Consider the following 7,458-nt stretch of genomic DNA (forward strand, 5'->3'; position numbering starts at 1 on the left):
ATGGCGAAATTGTCGCCATTTTTCGCCCTGCTACGCGAGATCTGCATCGTTGCATATCTGCCGGAGGTCCAAATCTCGGGTAGCTCGACCGGGCCCGGACTTGTTACACAGCCTGCGTTGGTCGTCACGCGCTTCGCTCTGCCGCTGCCTTCGGCGCTATCAGGGCGCGGGGTCAGGTAGTGACGGCCGCCGGCCGTCAGGGCTTGACCGGCGGTTCGGTCGGCTTCACTTCCGGCTTGGCTTCCGGCTTCACTTCCGGCTTCGCGGCCGCCTTTTCCGCAGCGGCTTTGGCCGCTTCGGCCTTCAGCCGGGTGGCGACCGAACCGGGTGCCTTCAATTCGGCCAGTGCGTCGTTGATCGGGCCGTCGCCCGGCAGTACGTCGCCGGCCTGGTAGCCTTCTTCGCCTTCGCCATCCCCATGCAGGTGGCCTGGCAGGGTCGCTTCGCTGAAGTCGGACAGGCTCGCAGGCAAGGCACTCTCGCCTTCCACCGGGGCCGGCTTGAGCTCCACTTCCGGCACGATGCCGGTGGCCTGGATCGACTTGCCGCTGGGCGTGAAGTACCGCGCGGTGGTCAGCTTCACCGAATCGCCGTTGTCCAGTGGCAGCACGGTCTGCACCGAGCCCTTGCCGAAGGTGCGGCTGCCGATCACCCGTGCACGCTGGTTGTCACGCAGGGCGCCGGCCAGCACTTCCGATGCGCTGGCCGAACCGGCATCCACCAGCACCACGACCGGGGCACCCTTCAACAGGTCACCGGGCGTGGCATCGAAACGTGCATCACTGATGCTGATACGGCCACGCGTACTGACGATGTTGCCTTTCTCGATCAGGTCGTCGGCCACCTGCACCGCCGCGGTCAGCAGGCCGCCGGGGTTGCTGCGCAGGTCCAGCACCAGGCCCTTGAGCTGGCCACCGGCCTGCTTGGAGAGCTGCCGCACGTGCTTCTGGAAGTCGGCCGCGGTATCGGCCTGGAAGGTGCTCAGGCGGATGTAGCCGTAACCCGGTTCCAGCATGCGGCTGCGCACGCTGGTCACGCGGATGGTTTCGCGCGCCAGGCTGACATCGAAGGGCTTGGGCTTGCCGTCGCGCACGATGGTCAGCACCACCTTGCTGCCGGCCGGGCCACGCAGCGGTTCGCTGGCCTGGATGGCGCTGATCGGCTTGCCGTCGATGGCGATGATCAGGTCACCGGCGAGGATGCCGGCGCGTGCGGCCGGGGTGTCGTCGATCGGCGAGATGATCTTCAGGCTGGCGTTGTCCGGCTGCTGCTGCAGCTCCACGCCGATGCCCTCGTAGGCGCCGTTGGCCTGCTCGTCGAAGGCTTCGGCGTCTTCCTTGTCGAAGTAGGTGCTGTGCGGATCCAGGTCCAGCAGCAGGCCACGCACCGCGTCCTGCATCAGCTTCTTGTCGTCGACCGGGTCCACGTAGGCCGCACGCACCGCGTTGTAGACCGCCACGAAGCGCCGGATCTCCTCCAGCGGTACTTTCGACGTAGCCGCCTCTTCGCTGCTCGCCGCGGTGGACGGCTTGGCGTCGGCGGGGACGTCGGCAGGGGCGGCTGCGGCTGGTTCGGCCTGCTGGGCCAGCGCCAGCGAAGGCATCATGGCCAGCAGCAGGGTGGCGGTTCGGGCTACACGCATGAAGCACTCCTGGGGTCGATTTCGAATGCTCCGGTGAAGTGCGCGCACGACCGATGCAGGTCCCGATTATGCGTCAGGTGCCGGTAAATTCCCGTTGAACATCCGACGACGTCGCGCGCGACGGTTCAGCGACGCTGCAACCAGCTGTCCGGGTTCACCGGCTGGCCACCGCGGCGCAGTTCGAAGTACAGCGCGGTGACGCCCTGCCCGCCGGAATTGCCGACCTTGGCCAGCGGATCACCCCGCTTCACCGCAGCGCCGGCATCCTTCAGCAGGGTGTCGTTGTGTGCGTACAGGCTCATGTAGCCGTTGCCGTGGTCGACGATCAGGATCATCCCGTAGCCGGTCATCCAATCGGAGAACACCACGGTGCCATCGGCCACGGCAGTGACCGTGCTGCCGGCGGCCGCACCGATCAGCACGCCGCTGCTGGTGCGGCCGTCCGGCAGCTTGCCGCCGTAGCGGGCCAGCAGGTTGCCGGACAACGGCCAACCCAGCCCGCCGACGCGTGGCGCAGGCGCGGCGGCGGCCACCGGCGGCACCTTGGTGGCACGCGGCGGCGGCGGCGGACGGCCTTCGGCCACGGCGCGGTCGGCGGCGGCTTTTTCTGCTGCTTTTTCGGCGGCGCGCTCGGCGGCCGCGCGTCGGGCCGCGGCACGCCGTTCGGCTTCGGCACGCGCGGCGGCGGCACGCAGGTTGGCCAGCAGGGTCTCCAACGCTTTCGCATCCTGGCCGAGTGCCTTTTCGCGTTCGCTGCGGTCCTTGAACTGTTCGTCCAGGGTGGCCACGGCCTGCTCGCGCTGGCGACGGTCGTTGGCCAGCGCAGTGGCCTGCTGTTTCTGCTGCTGGCGGGTGGACTGCAGCTGCTGCTGGCGTTGCCCGATCTGCGCCTGCAGGGTGTCCAGTTCCTTCAGGTCGCTGGTGATGTCATGGATGCGCTGGCTGCGCTCGCGCTGCAGGTAGCGGTGGTAGGCCAACGAGCGGTTGCCATCGGCCACGGTGTCCTGTGACAGCAGCAGCTTCAACGGCGCATGGTTGCCCAGCCGGTACGCGCCGTTGAGCAGGCCAGCCAGCTCCGTGCGCTGCTTCTGCAGCCCGCCCTGCAGCGCAACGCGGCGTTTCTCCAGGTCGGCCAGGGCGCTGTTCTGCTCCTGGAGCGCCGCTTCGGTTTCGGCCAGGGTACGGCCGGTGCGCGCGACCTTTTCATCCATCTCGCGCAGCTGCCGGCTGGCCTGGCCGCGCTGGTTGTCCAGCTGCCTGCGCTCCTGCGCGACACCCTTCAGTTCGGTGCGCAGCTTCTGCAGCTTGCGCTCTGCTTCGCGGGTGGACTGGGCACCGGCCGGGAGCGCCGGCAGCAGGCTGGCGGCGATGACGAGCAGCACGCCACCGGCCAGCACGGGCCAGCGGGTGTTAGCGATGCGTGAGGGAAAAGCATTGTCGCGCAAGGGCGTTCCAGTGACTTCAGGCAGATGCGGTTTCCAGTGCAACATGGTGACATCTTTGCCGGGCGGCCGGCCAGCCGCATGTGACTGACAAGGAACCTCTCATGAAAGCCTCATCCCTGACCGTGGCGCTCGCGCTCGCCCTTGCCGCGGCCGCCAACCCGGCAGTGGCACAGGAAGACATCAGCAAGGTCAACGGCAGCATCAGCGCCGAATCCGGCCAGCGCTACGGCGACCTGGATACGGTCAACGGCAGCATCCGGGTCGCCGATGGCGTGGAAACGGGCGACATCGAGACCGTCAACGGCAGCATCAAGGTGGGTGACGGCGCGCGCACCGGCAGCATCTCCACCGTCAACGGTGGCGTGCGGCTGGCGGGCGGCGTGATCGCGCGCGGCAACGTGGAGACGGTCAACGGCAGCATCTTCGCCGACCGCCGCAGCCAGATCGAAGGCAGCGTGGAGACCGTCAACGGTGGCATCGGCCTGGTGGAGACCCGGCTCGCCGGCGATATCGAGACCGTCAACGGCGATATCACCGTCGGCGTCGGTTCGGTGGTCAACGGCGGTATCCACATCAAGAAACCCAGCTTCAGCATTTCGCTGACGCCGAACCGCAAGCCGCGCGTGATCATCGGGCCCAATGCGGTGGTCAACGGCGCGCTGCAGTTCGAACGCGAGGTGGTGCTGTACGTGCACCGCAGCGCGAAGACCGGCCCGATCAGCGGCGCCACCGCGGTCCCCTTCGACACCGATACCGCCCCGGAAAACTGATTCCATGCCGGGCCTGCGCCTGCAGGCCGGCTTCACTCCCTGCAGGACCTGACCATGCCCCGTAAATTACTGCTCTGCCTTGCCCTCACTGCGGCACTGACCGCCTGCAAGGGCGAAGACACCGCGCCGGCGGCCACCGCTCCGGCCGCCGATGCCAACGCCGCCACTGCGCCGGCCAGCACGCACACGTTCTCGCCGGAGATCAACGCCGCCGACTTCGCCGAACTGGTGAAGACGCTGGCCTCGGACGAGTTCGAAGGGCGCGCGCCCGGCAGCAAGGGCGAAGAACTGACCGTCAACTACATCCGCGACCAGATGCAGCGGATCGGCCTGCAGCCCGGCAACGGCGACAGCTGGTTCCAGGACGTGGCCATGACCGAGACCACGGCCGACGAAACCACCTCGCTGAAGATCGACCAGGCCGGCAAGGCCAGCGAGCTGAAGTTCGGCACCGACATGGTGGTGGGCACGCGTACTGGCCAGACCGAAGTGAAGGTGGACGGCAGTGACATCGTGTTCGTGGGCTACGGCGTGGACGCGCCGGAGCGGCAGTGGAACGATTACGCCGGCCAGGACTGGAAGGGCAAGACGGTGGTGATGTTCGTCAACGACCCGGGCTTCCATGTCGACGACGCCAAGCTGTTCGACGGCAAGCGCATGACCTACTACGGCCGCTGGACGTACAAGTTCGAAGAGGCCGCGCGCAAGGGCGCGGCCGCCGCGCTGATCGTGCACGACACCGCCGGCGCGTCGTATGGCTGGGACGTGGTCAAGAACTCCTGGGCCGGACCGCAGTACGACCTGCCGGCCAAGAATGATCCGGAACCCCGGCTGCCAGTGCAGGGCTGGTTGAGTGCCGATGCCGCCAAGGCGCTGTTCGCCGGTGCCGGGCTGGATCTGGCGCAGGCCTACAAGGACGCCAACAAGCGCGGCTTCAAGCCGGTGCCGCTGAACGCCAAGCTGTCGGTGGACCTGAAGAGCACCACTGCCGAGAAGACCTCGCGCAATGTGGTCGGCGTGCTGCCGGGCAGCAGCCGGGCCGACGAAGCCGTGCTCTACATGGCGCACTGGGACCACCTGGGCAAGCATGAGGGCGAAGCGGACGACAACATCTACAACGGTGCCGTGGACAACGCCACCGGCGTGGCCGGCATCCTGGAAGTGGCCGACGCGATGATGCACCAGGATCCCAAGCCGGCCCGTTCGGCGGTGTTCCTGGCGGTGACGCTGGAAGAATCGGGCCTGCTGGGCTCCAAGTACTACGTCGCCCATCCGACCTTCCCGCTGGACAAGATCGCCGGTGTGATCAACATCGATGCGATGTCGGTGGCCGGCCGTGCCAAGGACATGACGGTAACCGGCTTCGGTAGTTCGGAGCTGGAAGACATCCTCAAGCCGCTGGCCGCCGCACAGGGCCGCACGCTGCATGGTGAGTCGGCGGTGCAGAGCGGGTTCTACTTCCGTTCCGATCACTTCAACTTCGCCAAGGCGGGTGTGCCGGCGCTGTATGCCGATGGCGGCGAAGACCTGCTGGAAGGCGGTGTGGAAGCGGGCCGCAAGGCCGGCGAGGACTACGGGCGCAATCGTTACCACGGCCCGAAGGATGAGTTCGACGCAGCGACCTGGAAGCTGGACGGCACCATCGAAGACCTGCAGTTGCTGCACGGCGTGGGCAAGGAACTGGCCGCCGGCGATCGCTGGCCGAACTGGTACGAAGGCAATCCGTTCAAGGCGGCGCGCGACGAGATGATGAAGGGCAAGGCCGCACCGGCAGCCAAGTAAGCGCCGGTCCTGCCGATGTGTATCAGCGGCGCCCTTCGGGGCGCCGTTTTTTTGTGTGTGCTTGACGGCCAGCGGTCGTCACTGCCGGGCATGCGTACCGGGCAAGAAAAAACCCCGCTGCGTGAGCAGCGGGGTTTTTGGGTATAAACCCTGGCGATGACCTACTCTCGCATGGCTTGAGCCACACTACCATCGGCGCAGCTGCGTTTCACTTCCGAGTTCGGGATGGGATCGGGTGGTTCCACAGCGCTGATTTCACCAGGGAGACGTTGGGAGCAGCGCCTATGCGCCAGCTCACATGATTGCCCTTGGGCGGCAGGCACGAAAAACAGGTGCCTGCAAAAAAAGAAAAACCCCGCTGCGTAAGCAGCGGGGTTTTTGGGTATAAACCCTGGCGATGACCTACTCTCGCATGGCTTGAGCCACACTACCATCGGCGCAGCTGCGTTTCACTTCCGAGTTCGGGATGGGATCGGGTGGTTCCACAGCGCTAATTTCACCAGGGAGGCTTTTGGAGTGTCGCCGCAGGACGTGTCTTTGCAGGGAGCGGGCATGGGTATGCCGGCTTTACAAAGAGACGCGCCTGGGCGCCTGCCTCTCGTTTGGTCTTGTGACGTAGCGTGCACTTGGATCTATCGACATGTCATGTCGGCCAAGGCAACTTGAGGTTATATGGTCAAGCCGCACGGATCATTAGTATCAGTTAGCTCAATACATTGCTGTACTTACACACCTGACCTATCAACCACATAGTCTATATGGTTCCTTCAGGGGGCTTGTGCCCCGGGAGATCTCATCTTGAGGCGCGCTTCCCGCTTAGATGCTTTCAGCGGTTATCGCTTCCGAACATAGCTACCCGGCAATGCCACTGGCGTGACAACCGGAACACCAGAGGTTCGTCCACTCCGGTCCTCTCGTACTAGGAGCAGCCCCTCTCAAATCTCCAACGCCCATGGCAGATAGGGACCGAACTGTCTCACGACGTTCTGAACCCAGCTCGCGTACCACTTTAAATGGCGAACAGCCATACCCTTGGGACCGACTACAGCCCCAGGATGTGATGAGCCGACATCGAGGTGCCAAACACCGCCGTCGATATGAACTCTTGGGCGGTATCAGCCTGTTATCCCCGGAGTACCTTTTATCCGTTGAGCGATGGCCCTTCCATACAGAACCACCGGATCACTAAGTCCTAGTTTCCTACCTGCTTGATCCGTCGATCTTGCAGTCAAGCACGCTTATGCCTTTGCACACAGTGCGCGATGTCCGACCGCGCTGAGCGTACCTTCGAGCTCCTCCGTTACTCTTTAGGAGGAGACCGCCCCAGTCAAACTACCCACCATACACGGTCCCCGATCCGGATTACGGACCTAGGTTAGAACGTCAAGCACGACAGGGTGGTATTTCAAGGTTGGCTCCACCACAGCTAGCGCCATGGTTTCATAGCCTCCCACCTATCCTACACAGACGAACTCAACGTTCAGTGTAAAGCTATAGTAAAGGTTCACGGGGTCTTTCCGTCTTGCCACGGGAACGCTGCATCTTCACAGCGATTTCAATTTCACTGAGTCTCGGGTGGAGACAGCGCCGCTGTCGTTACGCCATTCGTGCAGGTCGGAACTTACCCGACAAGGAATTTCGCTACCTTAGGACCGTTATAGTTACGGCCGCCGTTTACTGGGGCTTCGATCAAGAGCTTCGCCTTGCGGCTGACCCCATCAATTAACCTTCCAGCACCGGGCAGGCGTCACACCCTATACGTCCACTTTCGTGTTTGCAGAGTGCTGTGTTTTTGATAAACAGTCGCAGCGGCCTGGTT

At 64.5% G+C, this 7,458-nt stretch carries 4 protein-coding genes and 3 rRNA genes (1 of these 7 running past the window's edge); 2 read left to right on the forward strand and 5 right to left on the reverse strand.

Translation table 11 applies throughout. The features are described from left to right. Positions 1 to 196: 196 nt before the first annotated feature. A complete protein-coding gene (locus tag QE373_RS16825; protein WP_309688721.1) occupies positions 197 to 1,642 on the reverse strand; it encodes a S41 family peptidase in 1,446 nt (481 codons plus the stop codon). A 125-nt stretch (positions 1,643 to 1,767) separates the two neighbouring features. Further along, complete coding sequence (locus tag QE373_RS16830; protein WP_123698826.1) at positions 1,768 to 3,087, reverse strand: peptidoglycan DD-metalloendopeptidase family protein; 1,320 nt, start codon at positions 3,085 to 3,087, stop codon at positions 1,768 to 1,770. A gap of 101 nt (positions 3,088 to 3,188) precedes the next feature. Here QE373_RS16830 and QE373_RS16835 point away from each other — a divergent pair, with 101 nt between their 5' ends. Continuing rightward, positions 3,189 to 3,857 (forward strand): hypothetical protein, encoded by a 669-nt coding sequence (locus QE373_RS16835; protein ID WP_309688724.1) that lies wholly within the window; start codon positions 3,189 to 3,191, stop codon positions 3,855 to 3,857. A 54-nt stretch (positions 3,858 to 3,911) separates the two neighbouring features. Next, positions 3,912 to 5,639, forward strand: a complete 1,728-nt coding sequence (locus QE373_RS16840; protein ID WP_309688728.1) for a M28 family metallopeptidase — start codon at positions 3,912 to 3,914, stop codon at positions 5,637 to 5,639. Positions 5,640 to 5,787: 148 nt separating this feature from the next. On the opposite strand, the gene rrf (QE373_RS16845) is transcribed toward QE373_RS16840, so the two are convergent. The 3 genes from rrf (QE373_RS16845) to QE373_RS16855 all read right to left on the reverse strand — a co-directional run. Next, positions 5,788 to 5,902: ribosomal RNA gene (gene rrf, locus QE373_RS16845) — 5S ribosomal RNA — on the reverse strand. Between the two features lie 126 nt (positions 5,903 to 6,028). Continuing rightward, positions 6,029 to 6,143 (reverse strand): 5S ribosomal RNA (gene rrf / locus QE373_RS16850). A 168-nt stretch (positions 6,144 to 6,311) separates the two neighbouring features. Then, positions 6,312 to 7,458, reverse strand: a 23S ribosomal RNA gene (locus tag QE373_RS16855); it runs 1,734 nt beyond the window's last position.

The sequence above is a fragment of the Stenotrophomonas sp. SORGH_AS_0321 genome, assembly GCF_031453215.1.
Lineage (GTDB): Bacteria > Pseudomonadota > Gammaproteobacteria > Xanthomonadales > Xanthomonadaceae > Stenotrophomonas > Stenotrophomonas chelatiphaga.

Bases quoted from the DNA above. Each gene is read 5' to 3' on its own strand.
- QE373_RS16825 (WP_309688721.1), bottom strand. From the start codon at position 1,642: ATGCGTGTAGCCCGAACCGCCACCCTGCTGCTGGCCATGATGCCTTCG.
- QE373_RS16840 (WP_309688728.1), top strand. From the start codon at position 3,912: ATGCCCCGTAAATTACTGCTCTGCCTTGCCCTCACTGCGGCACTGACC.
- QE373_RS16835 (WP_309688724.1), top strand. From the start codon at position 3,189: ATGAAAGCCTCATCCCTGACCGTGGCGCTCGCGCTCGCCCTTGCCGCG.